This is a genomic window from Streptomyces pratensis (assembly GCF_016804005.1).
GTDB lineage: Bacteria > Actinomycetota > Actinomycetes > Streptomycetales > Streptomycetaceae > Streptomyces > Streptomyces pratensis_A.
On the sequence record NZ_CP051486.1, the window covers coordinates 1577980 to 1594280 of the forward strand.

13 protein-coding genes and 2 pseudogenes are annotated in these 16301 nt (G+C 70.6%); 9 read left to right on the top strand and 6 right to left on the bottom strand.

Annotation, left to right across the window (positions count from 1 at the left end; all coding sequences use genetic code 11):
• Positions 1 to 38: 38 nt before the first annotated feature.
• Positions 39 to 1910 (bottom strand): ABC transporter ATP-binding protein, encoded by a 1872-nt coding sequence (locus HED23_RS07060; protein WP_203182555.1) that lies wholly within the window; start codon positions 1908 to 1910, stop codon positions 39 to 41.
• Positions 1907 to 3709 (bottom strand): ABC transporter ATP-binding protein, encoded by a 1803-nt coding sequence (locus HED23_RS07065; protein WP_203182556.1) that lies wholly within the window; start codon positions 3707 to 3709, stop codon positions 1907 to 1909. The genes HED23_RS07060 and HED23_RS07065 overlap by 4 nt, the downstream gene beginning before the upstream one ends.
• 153 nt (positions 3710 to 3862) lie before the next feature.
• Here HED23_RS07065 and HED23_RS34945 point away from each other — a divergent pair.
• Positions 3863 to 4032, top strand: a pseudogene (locus HED23_RS34945) (ABC transporter ATP-binding protein); the annotation flags it as partial.
• Positions 4026 to 4262: pseudogene (locus HED23_RS07070) on the top strand (response regulator transcription factor); the annotation flags it as partial. The pseudogenes HED23_RS34945 and HED23_RS07070, both read left to right, overlap by 7 nt.
• 20 nt (positions 4263 to 4282) lie before the next feature.
• On the opposite strand, the gene glgX reads toward HED23_RS07070, so the two are convergent.
• On the bottom strand, positions 4283 to 6517 hold the full coding sequence (gene glgX, locus HED23_RS07075) for a glycogen debranching protein GlgX (protein ID WP_203182558.1): 2235 nt from the start codon (positions 6515 to 6517) through the stop codon (positions 4283 to 4285).
• Positions 6518 to 6672: 155 nt separating this feature from the next.
• On the opposite strand from glgX, the gene HED23_RS07080 reads away from it, so the two are divergent.
• From HED23_RS07080 to HED23_RS07105, 6 genes are all read left to right on the top strand, one after another.
• Positions 6673 to 7890 carry a L,D-transpeptidase gene (locus HED23_RS07080; protein WP_203182559.1) on the top strand — a complete coding sequence of 406 codons (1218 nt, stop codon included), beginning with the start codon at positions 6673 to 6675 and terminating at the stop codon, positions 7888 to 7890.
• A gap of 204 nt (positions 7891 to 8094) precedes the next feature.
• The gene (locus HED23_RS07085; protein ID WP_203182560.1) at positions 8095 to 9345 is read left to right on the top strand and encodes a L,D-transpeptidase; all 1251 of its coding nucleotides are present in this window, start codon (positions 8095 to 8097) and stop codon (positions 9343 to 9345) included.
• Between the two features lie 84 nt (positions 9346 to 9429).
• On the top strand, positions 9430 to 10197 hold the full coding sequence (locus HED23_RS07090; RefSeq protein WP_203182561.1) for an enoyl-CoA hydratase/isomerase family protein: 768 nt from the start codon (positions 9430 to 9432) through the stop codon (positions 10195 to 10197).
• 251 nt (positions 10198 to 10448) lie between these two features.
• Entirely contained in the window at positions 10449 to 10964 is a 516-nt protein-coding gene (locus tag HED23_RS07095) for an ATP-binding protein (protein WP_203182562.1), read from the top strand.
• 379 nt (positions 10965 to 11343) lie between these two features.
• Positions 11344 to 12138 carry a polysaccharide deacetylase family protein gene (locus HED23_RS07100; RefSeq protein ID WP_203182563.1) on the top strand — a complete coding sequence of 265 codons (795 nt, stop codon included), beginning with the start codon at positions 11344 to 11346 and terminating at the stop codon, positions 12136 to 12138.
• 80 nt (positions 12139 to 12218) lie between these two features.
• On the top strand, positions 12219 to 12434 hold the full coding sequence (locus tag HED23_RS07105) for an EF-hand domain-containing protein (protein ID WP_203182564.1): 216 nt from the start codon (positions 12219 to 12221) through the stop codon (positions 12432 to 12434).
• Between the two features lie 221 nt (positions 12435 to 12655).
• On the opposite strand, the gene HED23_RS07110 is transcribed toward HED23_RS07105, so the two are convergent.
• Genes HED23_RS07110 through HED23_RS07120 form a run of 3 tightly spaced genes read right to left on the bottom strand, consistent with a single transcriptional unit; the run spans position 12656 to position 15016 of the window.
• Positions 12656 to 13075 carry a GntR family transcriptional regulator gene (locus HED23_RS07110; RefSeq protein WP_238441867.1) on the bottom strand — a complete coding sequence of 140 codons (420 nt, stop codon included), beginning with the start codon at positions 13073 to 13075 and terminating at the stop codon, positions 12656 to 12658.
• Between the two features lie 31 nt (positions 13076 to 13106).
• On the bottom strand, positions 13107 to 14075 hold the full coding sequence (locus HED23_RS07115) for an ABC transporter permease (RefSeq protein ID WP_203182565.1): 969 nt from the start codon (positions 14073 to 14075) through the stop codon (positions 13107 to 13109).
• Positions 14072 to 15016 (bottom strand): ABC transporter ATP-binding protein, encoded by a 945-nt coding sequence (locus tag HED23_RS07120; protein WP_203182566.1) that lies wholly within the window; start codon positions 15014 to 15016, stop codon positions 14072 to 14074. The genes HED23_RS07115 and HED23_RS07120 overlap by 4 nt, the downstream gene beginning before the upstream one ends.
• 192 nt (positions 15017 to 15208) lie before the next feature.
• Here HED23_RS07120 and HED23_RS07125 point away from each other — a divergent pair, with 192 nt between their 5' ends.
• Complete coding sequence (locus tag HED23_RS07125) at positions 15209 to 16168, top strand: hypothetical protein (protein ID WP_203182567.1); 960 nt, start codon at positions 15209 to 15211, stop codon at positions 16166 to 16168.
• Positions 16169 to 16301 lie beyond the last annotated feature (133 nt).

Consider the following 16301-nt stretch of genomic DNA (forward strand, 5'->3'; position numbering starts at 1 on the left):
AGCCCTCGTCGCATCGCGGACGGTGCCGCCGGGCGTCCTCAGGCCAGGCTCTCCCGCCACGCGCGGTGCAGGCCCGCGAAGCGGCCCGTACCGCCGATGAGTCCGGCCGGGGATCCGTCCTCCACGATCCGCCCGTGCTCCATCACCAGGACCCGGTCCGCGATCTCCACCGTCGACAGGCGGTGCGCGATCACCACCGCGGTACGACCGTGCAGCACGGTGTCCATGGCCCGCTGCACCGCCCGCTCGCCGGGGACGTCCAGCGAGCTGGTGGCCTCGTCGAGGATCAGCACGGCGGGATTCGCGAGCAAGGCCCTGGCGAACGCCACCAGTTGACGCTGGCCCGCGGAGATCCGGCCACCCCGCTTACGGACGTCCGTGTCGTATCCGTCGGGCAGGGCGCTGATGAAGTCGTGCGCCCCGATGGCCTTGGCCGCGTGCTCGATCTCCTCGGGCGTCGCCTCCGGACGGCCGATCGCGATGTTCTCGGCGATCGTCCCGGAGAACATGAACGCCTCCTGGGTCACCATCACCACGCCCCGGCGCAGTTCGTCCGTCGCCAGGTCGCGCAGATCGGTGCCGTCCAGCAGGACCCGGCCCTCCGTCGGATCGTAGAACCGTGCCAGCAGCTTCGCCAGCGTCGACTTGCCCGCACCCGTCGAGCCGACCACGGCCACGGTCTGGCCCGCCGGGATCGTCAGGCCGAAGCGCGGCAGGATCTCACCACCCGTACGGTAGGCGAACCGCACCCCGTCGAAGGTGACCTCACGGCCCGGGTGCTCACCGGTCAGGGCGGGCAGCACCTTCGGCGAGAGCGGCTCGGGCACCGTGGGCGTCTGGGCGAGCAGGCCCGCGATCTTCTCCAGTGAAGCGGCGGCCGACTGGTAGGAGTTGAGGAACATCGCGAGCCGGTCGATCGGGTCGTACAGCCGCCGCAGGTACAGCACCGCCGCGGCCAGCACACCCAGCGCCAGCGTGCCTGACGCCACCCGGTAGGCACCCCACAGCACCATCGCGGCGACCGCCGTGTTGGCGACGAGCCGGGAGCCGACGACGTAGCGGGCCATCTCCAGCAGCGCGTCGCCGTTCCTCCGCTCGTGACTGCGGTTGAACACCGCGAAGTCCGCGTCGTTGGCGCGCTCCCTGCGGAAGGCCTGCACGGGGCGGATCCCGTTCATCGTCTCGGCGAACTTCACGATGACAGCGGCGATCGCCGTGGAGCGTGCCGCGTACGCCTTGGCGGCCCGCCGCCGGTAGGCCCGCACCAGCAGGTACAGAGGGACGAAGGAGGCCACGGCGATGGCGCCGATCCCGAGGTCGAGCCAGAGCAGCATCAGGGAGATCGAGACGAACGACAGGACCACTCCGATGAGTTCCTGCAGCCCCTCGCTCAGCAGCTCGCGCAGGGACTCCACATCCGTGGTCGAGCGGGAGATCAGCCGGCCCGAGGTGTAGCGCTCGTGGAAGTCGACACTCAGCACCTGCGCGTGACGGAAGATCCGCCCCCGCAGATCGAGCAGCACATCCTGGTTGATCCGGGCGGCCGCCCGGATGAAGGCGTACTGGAGGAGCCCCGCGCCGACCGAGCACACCGCGTATCCGACGCCCACTGCGATCAGCGGACCGTAGTCGTGGTCCCGGAACGCGGGCACACCGCTGTCGATGGCGTACGCGACGAGCAGCGGCCCCGCCTGCACGGCGGCCTGCTGGAGGACCAGCAGGAGGGACACCAAGGTCACCCTGGCCCGCATCGGTGCCAGCAGGGAGGTGAGCAGCGCCCTGGTGGCACCCGGAGGGGTCGGCAGGGCGTCGGAGTCGAAGGCGTCGCCCTCACCCGGCGCCCCGCCCGGCTTCCCCCCGGGCACCTCCTCGTCGGCGAGGGCGGGTCCGTCGGCAGTCGTACTGGTCATCGGGTGCTGCCCTCCTCGGAGACAAGAACACCGGTGTCCCGCGCACCGGACATCAGCCAGGCGTACTCGGCGTCGGTGCGCAGGAGTTCCTGGTGGGTGCCCACCGCGCTGATCCGGCCCCCGGACAGGAGGGCCACCCGGTCCGCCAGCATCACCGTGGAGGGCCGGTGGGCGACGACCAGGGCCGTCGTGTCCTCCAGCACGCGCCGCAGAGCGGCTTCCACCAGCGCCTCCGTGTGCACGTCCAGGGCGGAGAGCGGATCGTCGAGCACCAGGAAACGCGGCCCGCCGACGACGGCGCGGGCCAGCGCGAGGCGCTGCCGCTGGCCGCCGGAGAGACTCAGCCCCTGCTCGCCGACCTGCGTGTCGATGCCCTGCGGAAGCTCGTGCACGAAGTCGGCCTGGGCGACCGACAGCGCCCGGCGGAGCTCCTGCCCGCTCGCGCCCTCCGAGCCCATCAGCACGTTCTCCCCGACGGTGGCCGAGAAGAGGGTGGGTTCCTCGAAGGCCACGGACACCAGCTCGCGCAGCCTGGGCCGCTCCATGGCGGCGATGTCCTCGCCGTCCAGCAGGATCCGGCCACCGGTGACCTCGTGCAGCCGGGGGACGAGTGCCGTCAGCGTGGTCTTCCCGGAACCCGTGGCGCCCACCAGGGCCATCGTCTCGCCGGGACGGATCCGCAGATCGATCCGGTCCAGGACGGGCGGTGAGCCGGGCTCGGCGTCGGGATAGCGGAACTCCACCCCTTCGAAGACGATGCCCTGCGCGCCGTTCCCGGACTTCTCACCCGGTGTCCCGGGCTCCGGCTCCTCGGAGACGTCCATGACCTCGAAGTAGCGGTCGGCGGCCGTCGCCGACTCCTGGCTCATCGCCAGCAGGAAGCCGATCGACTCGACCGGCCAGCGCAGAGCCAGGGCCGTCGAGAGGAACGCCACGAGGGTGCCCGCCGACAGGGCGCCGTCCGCGACCTGGATCGTGCCGAGCACCAGAGCGGTACCGAGCGCCAGCTCGGGGATGACGGTGATGACCGCCCAGATCCCCGCGAGCAGCCGGGCCTTGCCCAGCTCCGTGGTGCGCAGCCGCTGCGCGAGCGAGCGGAAGGCCAGCGCCTGGCTGCGGTTGCGGCCGAAGCCCTTGACGACGCGGATGCCCAGCACGCTCTCCTCGACGACCGTGGTCAGGTCCCCGACCTGGTCCTGGGCCCTGCGCGCCACCAGTGAGTACTTCGTCTCGAAGAGCGAGCACATGATCATCAGGGGCACGGCGGGTGCGAGCAGCACCACCCCCAGCGACCACTCCTGGGCGAACAGGATGACGAAACCGACCAGAATCGTCGTGCCGTTGACCAGCAGGAACGTCAGCGGGAAGGCCAGGAACATCCGCAGCAGCATCAGGTCCGTGGTCCCGCGCGAGAGCAGCTGGCCCGAGGGCCACCGGTCGTGGAACGCCACCGGCAGCCGTTGCAGATGGCGGTAGAGGTCGGCGCGCATCGACGCCTCCACACCGGCCAGCGGCCTCGCCACGAGCCACCGGCGGAGCCCGAACAGCCCTGCCTCGGCGATTCCCAGCAGCAGAAGGTAGAGAGCACCCAGCCAGACCCCGCCCGGATCACGGTCCGCGACAGGGCCGTCCACCATCCACTTGAGGACCAGCGGGATCACCAGGGCGAGACAGGACGCGAGAACCGCCACGAGGGCGGCGCTGATCCAGCGCGCACGCACCGGTCTGACATAGGGCCACAGACGCAGGAGGGAGCGCACGGCGGACCGGTCCGTGGGCTCTGCAGGTTTTTCGGGCATCAGGAGCGAGCCTAAGGTTCACCACTGACATCGATCACGTGGTTTTCCGGTCACACGGCGCGGGTCGTAGCACTCCGTCAACCGATCGGCTGATGCCGTTCCGGACGTGACGGCGGATTCCGGTGCCGCCTGCCCGGCGGAATCCTCACGGCCATGGCGATCATCGAAGTGCACGGGGTCCACAAGGCTTACGGCGGCCGACCTGCGGTCGAAGGGGTGAGCTTCACCGTCGACGAGGGGGAGATCCTCGGGGTCCTCGGCCCAACGGGGCCGGCAGGACCACCACCGTCGGATGCGTCGAGGGTCTGCGGGTCCCCGACTCGTCTCACGGGTGCGCACCCCGGCGGCGCAGGGCAGCGAGTCGCCGTCCGCGCGCGAGCGCGGGGTGCCGGCGCTCGTCGCCGAGGGCACCTCCAACCGTGAGATCGCCGCCGAGCCGTTCATCAGCGAGGCGACCGTGAAGACCCACCTCACCCATGTCTTCGCCGAGCCGGGCGCCGAGGACCGGACGGCGGCCGTCGCCGTGGCCTACGGGCGCGGCATCCTCGGCTGAGCACCCTCACCCCGTCACTCTCACCCCGTCACCCGCAGCAGGAGAACCGACCTGCCCGGCACCGTGAGTGCCGCGCCGCCCGCGTGGAGGGTGCCGGGCGCGGTGGACTGGTCCTCGCGCGAGGTGTCCAGCACCAGTTCGTACGTCTGGGCCCAGGGCGGGCCCGGGAGCCGGAAGTCGCAGGGCCGGTGGTCCGCGTGCAGGACCGCCAGGAAGCTGTCGTCGGTGATCTGCCCGCCCCGGGCGTCCCGGCCCGGGATGTCACGCCCGGAGAGGTACAGAGCGAGCGTCGAGGCGGGCGAGTACCAGTCGCCCTCCGTCATCTCCGTGCCCTCCGTGGTGAACCACGCGAGGTCCCGCAGACCGTCCGGGGCCTGTGGTGTCCCGGCGAAGAAGGCGCGGCGGCGCAGCACCGGATGGCGGTGGCGCAGGGCCAGCACCCGGGAGGTCAGCTCGGTCAGCTCCCGCCACCCGGGCTCCTCGAGGAGCGACCAGTCCAGCCAGCTGACCTCGTTGTCCTGGCAGTAGGCGTTGTTGTTGCCGCCCTGCGTGCGGCCCATCTCGTCACCCGCCACCAGCATCGGCACCCCGGTCGACAGGAGAAGCGTGGTCAGGAGGTTGCGCAGCTGCTGTCGGCGCAGGGCGTTGATGCCGGGGTCGTCGGTCTCGCCCTCGGCGCCGCCGTTCCAGGCGCGGTTGTCGTTCGTGCCGTCCCGGTTGCCCTCACCGTTGGCCTCGTTGTGCTTGTGCTCGTAGCTGACCAGGTCGCGCAGCGTGAAACCGTCGTGCGCGGTGACGAAGTTGACCGAGGCGTAGGGGCGCCTGCCGCCCCAGGCGTACAGGTCGCTCGATCCCGTGAGCCGGTAGCCGATGTCGCGCACGTCGGGCAGCGCACCGCGCCAGAAGTCGCGCACGGCGTCCCGGTAGCGGTCGTTCCACTCGGTCCACAGCGGCGGGAACGCGCCCACCTGGTAGCCGCCGTTGCCGACGTCCCACGGTTCGGCGATCAGTTTGACCCGGCGCAGGACGGGGTCCTGGGCGATCACTGCGAGGAAGGGGGAGAGCATGTCCACGTCGTGCATCGAACGGGCGAGCGCCGCGGCCAGGTCGAAGCGGAAGCCGTCGACGCCCATCTCCGTCACCCAGTAGCGGAGCGAGTCCGTGATCAGCCGGAGGACCTGCGGCTGCACCACGTGCAGGGTGTTGCCGCAGCCGGTGTAGTCCGCGTAGCGGCGGGCGTCCTGCTGGAGGCGGTAGTAGCCGCGGTTGTCGATGCCGCGCAGGGACAGCATCGGGCCGAGCTCGCCGGCCTCCGCCGTGTGGTTGTAGACCACGTCGAGGATCACCTCGATCCCGGCGGCGTGCAGGGCGCGCACCATCTGCTTGAACTCGCCGACCTGCCGGCCCGCCGTGCCGCTCGCCGCGTAGCCCGCGTGCGGGGCGAAGTAGCCGATCGAGTTGTAGCCCCAGTAGTTGTGCAGCCCGCGCCGCAGGAGATGGTCCTCGTGGGCGAACTGGTGCACCGGGAGGAGCTCGACGGCGGTCACACCGAGGCGGCGCAGATGGCCGATCGCCGCGGGGTGGGCGAGCCCGGCGTAGGTGCCGCGCAGCTCGGGCGGGATGTCGGGGTGGAGCTTGGTGAAGCCGCGTACGTGCAGCTCGTAGATGACCGAGTCCGCCCACGGGGTCTTGGGCCTGCGGTCCTCAGCCCAGTCGTCGTCGTCGTGCACGACGACCGCCTTGGGGACGTACGGAGCCGAGTCCCGGTCGTCGCGCACCGTGTCGGCGACATGCTGCTCCGGCCAGTCCCTCACATGGCCGTACACCTCGGGCGGAAGGGTGAACGTGCCGTCCACCGCGCGGGCGTACGGGTCGAGGAGCAGCTTCGCGGCGTTCCACCGGGCACCGGTCCAGGGGTCCCAGCGGCCGTGCACCCGGTAGCCGTACCGCTGTCCCGCGCGTACGCCGGGGACGAAGCCGTGCCAGATCTCGTGGGTCAGCTCGGTCAGCGGGAGCCGTGTCTCGGCGTCCCGCTCGTCGAAGAGACAGAGCTCGACGGCCTCGGCGCCGCCCGCCCAGAGGGCGAAGTTGGTACCCGCCACACCGTCCGGCCCCACCCGGAAGCGGGCCCCCAACGGCATCGGAGCACCCGGCCATACGGGTGGTCCGTCCGCTGCGTCGCCCGGGGCCGGTCCGGTCGCCACCACCCGTCCCGTCGTACGCGGCGTTTCCTCCTGCTCGGCTGTGCTCGACACCTCTCAGCCTCCTGCGGCTCGTAGGAGCGGCCACCCGCAGAAGGAGTGCGCGGCGTCCCGGCCGCTGCCTTCCTGGCGGTGTCCTCCCCTCTGTTCTGCCCACCGGTGGGCCCGCACTCACGTTTCCCCGGGGCGGCCACGTCGTTGGGGGGAGCGTGAACCACGAAGCGAAGAGAGCACGGGCGGGTTCGGCCGCCGTGCTGACATGGGCAGGACTGTTCATCGTGCTGGCCGTACTGACGGGCTGCACCGAGGCGACGTCGTTCTTCGACAACCGCTCACCCGGGGACGCCATTCGTGTGGTCCCCGAGGACGGCGCCGAGAACGTCGGCGCGGACAGCCGGCTCGAGGTGACCGTCCCCGACGGGCGGCTCGAGCGGGTGAAGGTGACCCGGATGGAGGACGCGGAACACCAGGAGGTACCGGGCCGCATCGCGAAGGACGGCCGTACGTGGACGCCGCGGGACGGCGGATACCGGCTCGGGCTGGCCGGGAAGTACAGCGTGGAGGCGGTGGCGGTCGACGGCGACGGGCGTCGGTCGGCACGCAGCACCACGTTCACCACCCTGGTCCCCAAGGATCGCTTCATCGGCTACTTCAAGCCGGAGAACCGGTCCACGGTGGGCACCGGCATGATCGTTTCCTTCGACTTCAACCGGCCCGTCACCCGTCGTGCCGCTGTGGAGAAGGCCATCAGGATCACCACGGAGCCCGAGGTCGAGGTGGTCGGCCACTGGTTCGGCAAGGACCGGCTCGACTTCCGGCCGGCCACCTACTGGAAGCCGGGCACCGAGGTCACCGTCGATGTGGGCCTGCGTGATGTGGAGGGCGCGCCGGGGGTGTACGGCAGCCAGCAGAAGCAGGTGACCTTCCGGGTGGGCCGCTCCCAGGCGTCCGTGGTGGACGCCCGCGCGCACACCATGGAGGTGCGCCGCGACGGCGAGATCGTGAGCACGGTGCCGATCACCGCCGGCGCCGCGAGGACGACCACGTACAACGGGAAGATGGTGGTCTCCGAGCTGCACGAGGTGACCCGCATGGACGGCAGCACCGTCGGCTTCGGCGGTGAGTACGACATCAAGGACGTGCCCCACGCGATCCGGCTGACGAAGTCGGGGACCTTCCTGCACGGCAACTACTGGGAATCCCCGGACATCTTCGGCTCCGAGAACACCAGTCACGGCTGCATCGGGCTGCGTGACGTGAAGGGCGGCAGTTCGGACACCCCGGCCGGCTGGTTCTTCGAGCGGACGCTCGTGGGTGATGTGGTGGAGGTGGTCAACTCCGCGGACAGGACCGTCGCACCGGACAACGGCCTCGGCGGCTGGAACCTCGGCTGGCCGCAGTGGAAGGCGGGCTCCGCCCTGCGCTGACCCCCGGTCCGGCCTGGTCAGACCCCGGAGTCGTGTGCTCCGGGGTCACCCGGCGGCGGTGCGGGACGACTTGGGACGGAACAGTGACGTTCCGGGGGAGTTCTCCCCACGCGCGGTGTGATTATCTTGCGCCGGGCGTGCATGTACAGCGCGCGGGGGTGCGGGCCATGGCGGGGCCAGGCCGTGCGAGGGGAGACGACCACATTGAACGGGCAGCCGATATCGGGGGCATGGGCCGGCGCGGGCGGGGGACGACGCGGGCGTGGAGCCCACGGGCTCCGCGCACTGGCACTGGGAGCGCTGCTGGTGGCAGTGACGGCGTGCGGCGGCAGCGGGACCGCCGCTGAGAAGGACGGCAAGGCGACGGGCGCCCAGGCCGACGACACCAGTGCCTCGCAGGCGGTGGTGACCATCGCGCCCAAGGACGGCGCCGACGACGTGGCGACCAGCGGGGCCCTGAAGATCACGGCGGCCGATGGCAAGCTGAGCACGGTCAAGGTCGCCGACCCCAAGGGCAAGGTGGTCGAGGGCGAGATGGCGAAGGACGGCCTGAGCTGGGTGCCCGACCGCCACCTGGCCGCCGCTACCAAGTACACGGTGCACGCGGTCGCCAAGGACGGCAAGGGCCGCCAGTCGGCGAAGGACACCAGCTTCACCACCCTGGTCCCGAAGAACACCTTCATCGGTCAGTACACGCCCGAGGACGGTTCGACCGTCGGCGTGGGCATGCCGGTGTCGATCCACTTCACCCGGGGCATCACCGACCCGGAGGCCGTGGAGAAGGCGATCAGCGTGACGGCGGAGCCCGCCGTGCGGATCGAGCCCCACTGGTTCGGCAACGACCGCCTCGACTTCCGGCCCGAGAAGTACTGGGCGGCGGGCACGAAAGTGACCCTGCGTCTCGACCTCGACGGTGTCGAGGGGCGGCCGGGGGTCCACGGCAAGCAGGCCAAGACGGTGAAGTTCACCGTCGGCCGGAGCCAGGTCTCCACGGTCGACGCGAGCTCCCACCGGATGAAGGTGGTCCGTGACGGCAAGCAGATCAGGGACATCCCGATCTCCGCGGGTGCCCCGGCCACGACCACCTACAACGGCCAGATGGTCATCAGCGAGAAGCTCAAGGTGACCCGGATGAACGGTGACACCGTCGGGTTCGGCGGTGAGTACGACATCAAGGACGTGCCGCACGCGATGCGCCTGTCGACCTCCGGAACCTTCATCCACGGCAACTACTGGGGTGCGTCGAGCATCTTCGGCTCGACCAACACCAGCCACGGCTGTGTGGGGCTGCGGGACGTGCGCGGCGGCTGGGACGGCAAGACCCCCGCGGCCTGGCTCTTCGACAACTCCCTGATCGGTGACGTGGTCGTCGTCAAGAACTCCAAGGACAAGGTGATCCAGCCGGACAACGGCCTCAACGGCTGGAACATGGACTGGTCGGAGTGGATCAAGTAGTTCCACACCGCTGACACGAGTGGGCCCGGTGCTGTGACCAACGGCACCGGGCCCGCCGCGTTAGTCATGGTTAACCTGCTCCCCATGACCGTAACCCTCGAAGTAAGCGACAACGTCGGCACGATCCGGCTGGACCGCCCGCCGATGAACGCCCTGGACGTCGCGGTCCAGGACCGGCTGCGGGAACTCGCCGAGGAGGCGGGCCGGCGCGACGACGTGCGGGCGGTGATCCTCTACGGCGGCGAGAAGGTGTTCGCGGCCGGGGCGGACATCAAGGAGATGCAGTTGATGGACCATGCGGCGATGGTCGTACGCTCCAGGGCGCTGCAGGATTCGTTCACCGCGGTGGCCCGCATCCCCAAGCCCGTGGTCGCTGCCGTCACCGGCTACGCCCTGGGCGGTGGCTGCGAGCTGGCGCTCTGCGCGGACTTCAGGATCGCAGCGGACAACGCGAAGTTCGGCCAGCCCGAGATCCTGCTGGGTCTGATTCCCGGTGCCGGAGGCACGCAGCGCCTCTCCCGGCTGGTGGGCCCGTCCAGGGCCAAGGACCTGATCTTCACGGGCCGTCAGGTGAAGGCCGAGGAGGCTCTGGCGATCGGCCTGGTGGACCGGGTGGTTCCGGCCGCCGAGGTGTACGAACAGGCGCACGCCTGGGCCGCCCGGCTGGCCCGTGGGCCCGCGACGGCACTGAGGGCGGCCAAGGAGTGCGTGGACGCGGGGCTGGAGACGGACATCGACACCGGGCTCACGATCGAGCGGAACTGGTTCGCAGGCCTGTTCGCCACCGAGGACCGGGAGCGCGGCATGCGCAGCTTCGTGGAGGAGGGCCCGGGCAAGGCCGAGTTCGTCTGACCGAGCGTGAGTTGCGTACAGAGGCGCGCACGTTCATCCGTGCGGGCGGTTCGGCTGGACCTTAAGAGAGCCTTAAGGTCCAGCGTCCTGTCTGTTTGTGCAATTACCCGCCCGCCCTTCGTCGCCGCAGGTGGGCACGGCTGCGCAGGCCTCTTTTCTGCCCCTGGCATATGACGGAGAACCAACCCGGAATGACTGGTTCCGGGAGAGGGATTCTGTCGGAACGGTCACAGAGTGCGTTCTGTGCGGCCATGATGGTGAGCATGGCGGGCCTGGAGGGTGTGGAACAGCCGCGACCGCGCAGCAGCGCGACAGCGGCGCGCTGGATGTCTGCCGTCGAAGACGAACAGGCGTTCAAGGCGCTGGAGTTGTTCGGAAATCCGACGGAGGGGGAAGTCCGGCTGCCCTCCCAGCCGGAGTCCGCGGCCACCGCCCGCCGGATCACCTCGTGCGTGATGCTGCGTCAGTGGCAGCTCCCTCCGCAGACCGCCGAGTACGGTGTGTTACTGGTCTCGGAGCTCGTGGGCAACGCCGTGCGGCATACCGGTGCGCGGGTTTTCGGCCTCCGGATGCTGCGGCGCCGGGGCTGGGTGCGGATCGAGGTGCGTGATCCCTCGCGCGGGCTGCCGTGTCTGATGCCGGTCCGCGAGATGGACGTGAGCGGGCGAGGTCTCTTCCTGGTCGACAAGCTCTCCGACCGGTGGGGTGTGGATCTTCTGCCGCGCGGGAAGACCACCTGGTTCGAGATGCGCACCGCCGACCGCTGACACGCAGAAGCCCCCGGCCGGCCTGGGTGTGGGCGCGTCGGGGGCTTCTGAGGGGGCCGTGGAATGGGGGGTGTGTCCACGGCCGCACGTGGGACCTGGCTCGGGTCGGAGGAGGTCGCGTCCCCGACTATGGCAGACGGGCGACCTCGGAGCCAAAGCCGCAAAACAGTCAATGCCTAGCAAATCGGTCCATTGAGTACATGAATCACAGGTGTGATGGGTCACGCGCCTGGCATTCCTTGCACATTCATCGACTTCGCTCGGTGATTCATTGATCACCTCCTGGAGGCGGCCACGCCCGGCGGCCCCGGATCGCCACCCGTTCCGCCGTACTGTGTCTCGGGTCGCAGCACCCGGACCGACCCGCGAGGTGGAGGCCATGGACGGTCGCAGGACGCCGGTGCCCCGCCGCGGACTCCTGTGTGCGGCTGCCGGAGTGCTCCTGCCGGGCGCCGGAGGCTGCGGACCGGACGGAACTCAGCAGCCCCCGGACCGGAAGACGCGGAGCGGCGACAGTGACCGGAGCGTCCGCGGCGCCGTGCTCCCGGCCGCAGGCCCGCGGCGCTTCCCCGGGCAGCCGGTCCAGATCGAGCACGGCCCCCGCGACCGCCCTCGCGTCGCCCTCACCTTCCACGGCCGGGGCGATCCCGCCCTGGCCCGCACCGTCCTCGCCCAGGCCGAACGGGCCGGCGCCCGGCTCACCGTCCTGGCGGTCGGCAGCTGGCTCGACCGGCACCCCGGCATGGCCCGCCGGATCCTGGACGGCGGCCACGACCTCGGCAACCACACCCAGACCCACCTCGACATCAACGCGATGGACGGGACGCGGGCGTACGAGGAGATCGAGGCCTGCGCCCGGCGCCTGCGCCGGCTCACCGGATCGATCGGCACGTGGTTCAGGCCCTCGCACACCCGGCACGCCACCCCGCTCGTCCAGGACCTCGCGCGCCGGGCCGGATATCCGCACGTCCTGTCCTACGACGTGGAGTCCCTCGACTTCACGTCACCCGGGGTCGCGGCAGTCACCCGCAAGGTCGCCGGCGAACTCCGCAACGGCTCGGTGGTGAGCCTGCACTTCGGCTACCGGGACACCATCGCCGCACTGCCCCTCCTCCTCACCGAGATCGGCCGTCGTCGGCTGCGCGCGGTGACCGCCACGGAGCTGCTGACCTGAGGACTCGCCCGCCGGAACCGCCACGCCGGCTGCCGGATAATCTGATCTCCGTCAACGACGCTTAACGAAGGGGCGGAACAGTGGCGGACATCGAGTCGGCACGTAAGGCATTCGAGCGCTTCGACCAGAACGGCGACGGCAGCATAACGGCCGCCGAGTACAAGAGCGCGATGGCGCAGCTCGGTGACCCCTACGTCACCGAGACGGTCGCCCAGGCCGTCATCAACGCCCATGACGGCAACGGTGACGGCGAGCTCACGTTCGACGAGTTCTGGGCCTCGCAGAACAAGGCCTGACCCCTGCCGGACCGGCAGGAGCCGGTCCGGGAGGCGGCCCGTGTTCCGAGGCGGACCGGGCCGCTGCCGGTGAGGACGGGCCGGCTTCCCGCCTTTCGCCACGCCTTTCGGCGGTGCGCCTCGCGGAGCCGCCAGGACTTCGTCCGTACGGCCTGGCGGCTCGCGGTGAAGGGGGAGCCCGGACCCATCGTCACCGCCCTGACCGCCGGCGGCCGAGCCGCTCAGCTCTCCGGGCCGGAGGGGTAGACGGCCTCGAAGGCGGCCCGGAACAGGGCCTGGACCTCCTCGCCGCCGAGGCCCTCCCCGCGCGCCTGGTGCAGCCATTCGTTCAGTGCGGTGCGCAGCGGCCAATCGGGGCCGGATCCCGGCTCGGCGAGGGTGCGGGTGATGAAGGTCCCCGCCCCCTGGCGCACTTCCGCGAGCCCCGCACGCTCGAGCTCCCGGTAGGCCTTGAGCGTCGTGTTCGGGTTGACCTTGGTGGTGGCGGCGACCTGCGCGGCCGTGGGCAGCCGGTCGCCCTCCTCCAGCGCGCCCATCCTCAGGGCCTGTTCGACCTGCCTGACGATCTGGAGGTACGTCGCCACTCCACTGCGCCGGTCGATGCGGAACACGACCACGGACATCACCTTCCGCTCGATCATTGACACTTTACGTAGAGAAGGACGGCCGGCCCTACAGGGGGCGCCGGGAGGCCCACCACAGGGCGAACGCGGTCAGCGCGGCGGTGCCGGCCAGCAGGATGCCGGCGCCCGACCACTGCATGGCGGCCATCTGGCCGTAGTCGAGGTACTGGAAGACGTTGTTGACGATTCCCAACTCCTCGATGCAGGCGTTCGTGGCCTTCTCGGTCGCCTCGGCGCAGGAGCCCCATCCGTACAGCCGGCCGTCGGCGCTGCCGACCCAGCGGTCCACCTCGTACGCGTCGTCGAGGAACGCGGGGAATTCGCCGTTCAGTGGATAGGTGATCGTGCGCGGCGTGCCCAGGAGGTCCCGGTACATACCCCAGGCGGTCTGCGCGGCCACGCAGAAGACGAAGGTGACGACCATGGAGGCGAGGACCCGGCGCAGCAGGATGCCGATCGTGAACCCGGCCGCGGTGAGGAACAGGGCGAGCGCGGGGAGGACGGGGCCCGTGGTGTCGAAGACCGAGGCGTCCATCCAGTGGTCGCCGAGGACCGAACGGTACGGCCGCCACCACCAGGTGAACACCGCGGAGAGCACCGAGCAGGCCACCAGGGTGATCAGGAGGCACCAGCCGAGCTTCGCCACGAGCCAGCGGCGGCGCGTCACGGACTGCGTGGTGACGAGCTGCGCGGTGCCCTGCTCCTGGTCGGCGGCGATCAGCGGGGCGCCGAGGAAGACGGCGAGGATGCCGGGCAGCAGGGTCAGCAGGGAGGTGAGATTCCGGTAGCCCTCGCCCACGACGGGCAGCGGCACGGACTTCTCGGGCCAGCCCGCGGCGGCGAGCAGGTCGATCAGCTGGCCGCGCTGGTACACGATCCACAGCGAGCCGAGCACCACCAGGGCGAGGACGCAGGCCACGGTGGTCCGGTGCTGGCGCAGGACCAGCCAGGTCAGGCCGCGAAGCATCCTCGGAGGGGATGTGCGTGCGGTCGGTCTGCCGGTCAGGGTGGTGCTCATGCGGTCCTGGTCCCTTCGGTCTCGATCTGCGCGCCGGGTGTGTACAGCGCGGGTGCGTCCGGCGAGCGCAGATGGGCGAGCAGCACTTCCTCCAGGCTGGGCTCGGCCACCTGCCAGTCCCCTGACAGCGGGCCGGCTGTCCGCACCATCGCCTGGAACTGCCGCCCCGTCACGCGATGTTCGATGACCGTGTGACGGGCGAGAGCGGCGGGCAGGCCGCCGTCCTCGGTCAGTCCGGTCACCAGGGCGTGCGCAGGGACAAGTGCGTCGGCGTCACCGGCCATCCGGATCCTGCCGTCCGCGACGACCAGCAAGTAGTCGCACATGTCCTCCAGTTCGGCCAGGATGTGCGAGGACATCACCACCGTGGTGCCGCGCTCGACGGCCTCGGCCATCAGCAGGGTGCTCATCTCGTCGCGGGCCAGCGGGTCGAGGTCCGCCATCGGCTCGTCGAGCAGCAGCAGGTCCGGCCGCTTCCCGAAGGCCAGAGCGAGGGCTACCCGGGTGCGCTGCCCGCCGGAGAGGGTCCCGACAGCGGCGCCCATCGGGACGTTGCCCGATCGCACGATCCGCTCCGCGGCCTCCCCGTCCCAGCCAGGGTTCAGCTCACTGCCGATCCTCAGCGTCTCCGCCACGGTGAACCGCTTGAACATCGGCTTGTCCTGGCCGAGGAAGGCGAATCTCGGCATCACCTCGGGATCGTCCACCGGCACCCCGAAGACACGCAGTTCACCGTGTGTCGGCACCACCTGGCGGGACGCCAGGCCCAGCAGGGTGCTCTTGCCGGCGCCGTTGGGCCCGACAAGGCCGCAGATCCGCCCGGCAGGCAGCCGGAAGGAGCAGTCGTTCAGCGCCCAGCCGCGCCGGTAGCGCTTCCCCAGTCCGTAGGCCTCGAGGGCCCATGCGCCCGGACCGCCGCCCGGATTGCTCGTCTCCGCCACGCGCCTCGCCTCAATTCCATTAGTCAATTAATGGAATCATGGTCATCTCCGGGTGTGACTGTCAAGCGCGGGCTCCCGGGTCCGGGGTGGTCCGGAGCGCACCCCCTCTCGTCTCCGGTCCCGGCATGTTCCGCCCGACTGCGGGTAGCCGAGGGCCTGTTCGGTCGGATGTGTGAGTGAGGGGTGGGGAACATGAGGCTTCTGCGGTTCAGAATCCGTCGCGCTCTGCGCGGGATGACGGCTTTCGGCGTGCTGTTGGGGGCGGTCGGCGCCTGCATGATGTGGGCGGCACCGACGGTGCAGGCGGCGGCCGGCCAGCCGGTTCCGGTCACCGCCTACACGCAGCGCAGTGAGCCGGGTGACTGGGTGGGCCAGGGAGCGACATCGGCGTACCGTGCCCCCGCTGCGGACATCCGGGTGGAAGGTGACGCGACGTACGCGACCATGGTCGTCGAGACGCCCGACGTCTCCTGGCGCGTCGAGATGCAGGCGCCCGCCGGGGACACGCTCACGCCTGGTGTCTTCCGGAACGCCGAAGGGGCGCCGGGCCCCTCGGGGCGTGCCCCAGGACTCGCCGTCAGTGGTGACGGACGAGCCTGCAACATCGTCCACGGGCAGTACACCATCAACCAGATCGACACCGACGGAACCGGCGCCATCACGCTGCTGGACGCCTCGTACGTCCAGCGGTGCGAGGACCCGGATGCCCCTGCCCTGCGCGGCACGGTTAAGTACCGCGCTCTCCCGCTGTCGTTCTCCTACGCCAGTGAGCCCGGGGAGTACGTGGGACAGGGCCGCAGCCAGACGTTCACCGGCGGCACCGCCGTGTTCCACCTCGACGGCACTCCGGACAAGATCCTCGACTACCGGGTGAGCGGGCTGCGGCAGAACTGGGGTGCCCTCGTCGCCGCTCCCGCTGGGCAGTCGCTGGAGCCGGGCCGCACGTACCAGGCGGACCGCATGGGAGACGACGGTGCGGCGACCCTCGATGTGAGCGGTCTCGGCGGGTGCAACCACAGCAACGGCGAGTTCACCGTGCAGAAGCTCGCCACCGACGACTCCGGGCAGATCACAGGGCTCGCGCTCACCTTCGTGCAGCACTGCGAAGGCGCTGAGCCGGCGCTGCGGGGAACCATCCACCACTACGCCTGACCCACGCTCGCACCGGCCCCGCGGCCATGTCGCACGGACGCGGGTGCCGGCCCGGTGAATGGGGGCGTGTGGGCGACCGCGGCCGGTCCGTGTACCGGGCGGTCACGGGGCGCCGGAGAAACGGGAGTCACGG